The organism is Mesorhizobium sp. M7A.F.Ca.CA.001.04.2.1, assembly GCF_003998485.1.
Lineage (GTDB): Bacteria > Pseudomonadota > Alphaproteobacteria > Rhizobiales > Rhizobiaceae > Mesorhizobium > Mesorhizobium ciceri.
Genome location: NZ_RZQT01000270.1, coordinates 1 through 1,718, shown reverse-complemented (window position 1 = coordinate 1,718; position 1,718 = coordinate 1). Strand labels below are relative to the sequence as shown.

2 protein-coding genes are annotated in these 1,718 nt (G+C 60.2%); both read left to right on the top strand.

Annotated elements, in window-relative coordinates:
* Positions 1-774, top strand: a 774-nt coding sequence (locus EN955_RS34375; protein ID WP_245265422.1) for a class I SAM-dependent methyltransferase, incomplete at its 5' end; no start/stop codon positions are given.
* A complete protein-coding gene (locus EN955_RS34370) occupies positions 771-1,700 on the top strand; it encodes a 2-oxoglutarate and iron-dependent oxygenase domain-containing protein (RefSeq protein ID WP_024505661.1) in 930 nt (309 codons plus the stop codon). The genes EN955_RS34375 and EN955_RS34370, both read left to right, overlap by 4 nt.
* Positions 1,701-1,718: the final 18 nt, after the last annotated feature.

Genomic DNA, 1,718 nt, shown 5'->3' with positions numbered 1-1,718 from the left:
CGCGGCAATTGCGCCGCCGATGAGAACTGTACCGCACCTAATTTGCCCCTATACGGAGGAATTGACATGAATACCCTCGATCAGCGGACCGCACTGGAGCAAGCCGCACGCAAACGCATCAAGGATTCCCATGCGCTCGACGGCGACGTCGATCGCTTGGCACGCTTTTATCGTGAATGGGCAAGTTCCTACGAGTTGGATGTCGGCCGGGATGAATACTGCGGGCCGGCGATTGTTGCGGAACTGGCGGGCACGGTGCAGACAGCCTATTTGGCCAATAAGCGAGCAGCCATCGCAATCCTGGACGCCGGCTGCGGAACGGGCCTCGTCGGCGTGGAACTGGAACGCCTCGGCTTCCGGTTGATCGACGGGATCGACCTCTCCGAGGAGATGGCCGAACAGGCCCGGAAAACCCGCGCATACCGGCATGTCCGAGGCGATGTCGACCTTAACGGGCCGCTCTCCGGCTACTCCACCGCGAGCTATGACATTACGGTCTGCTGCGGCGTCTTCACGCTCGGGCACATCCGACCGGACGCACTGCGCGAACTGGCTCGCGTGACGCGCCCCAACGGATTCATCATCGCAAGCACCCGCAAGAGCTATGCGGAGACCACATCCTTTGGGGATGAAGTGCGGCGTCTACAGGATACGGGCGTGCTTGTGACGGCCCAATGTCTCAACGACGGAAAATACATCGCGGAGGAGGGCGCGCATTACTGGGTTTTCCAGGTGACCGATAAAGCCAACGCACCAATGAAGGAGCAACAATGATCACGCTACCGCAAATCTCACTGGCGAAACTGTCATCCGATGCAACGCGACACGAAGAGCGCGATCGCCTTCGCCTGGCCTGCGAGGTGTACGGGTTCTTCTACCTTGAGCACGGAATCCCGAAAGAACAGATCTCCGAAGCGATCAAGGCTTGCCGGCGGTTCTTCGCGTTGCCACAGTCGGCAAAGGAACGCTTCGGTCACTCCGCACAAAACGTGTACCCTGCTACCGCTCGTGGGTACAGTCCATTGCACGGGGAGGTGCTACATCCCGACGCCGGCCCCGATCCGAAGGAAATCTTCGACCTCGGAATCGAGAATGAAGGTGACCGGCGTCCGTTTGCTGGTCGCACACGCCTTCCGGATGACGCGTTAGCTCCTGGTTTCGCTCGAAGCCTGCTTGCTCTGCAGGCTACCGTGGTCAACGAGGTTGTGCCGCAGCTCGGGACCGCGCTGGCCGACCTGCTCGATATGGAAGAGGGCTGGTTCCCACGCCATTTCAGCCCGCCGACGGTCCTCCAACGCGTGATCCGATATCCATCTACTGGCGGCACAGCTGGAAAGCATACCGACAACGGGTTCTTCACGCTGCTGCTGCAGGAGGAACTCCCCACGCGCTCCTTGCAGGTGTGGTTCGGCGGGCGTTGGATGCCGGCGCCGAGCCTCCCCGACAGTCTCGTGGTCAATCTGGGCGACATGCTTCAGGCCCTAAGCGACGACCGCTTCAGGAGCACACCGCATCGGGTCGTACACAGTGGTCCGGCCGAACGAATTTCCCTTCCTTTCTTTATCTATCCTGACATCGACGCTCGCCTAACTTCCCGGCAAGGAAAGCACACCTTCAGCGTCGCGGAAGTGATGCTACGCAACTTCGAGTCAATCTGGGAAACCAGGAATGGCGCCGGACGCGCGCGAGAGTTGCAGTAAGCCGTTCGGTTTTCTCGA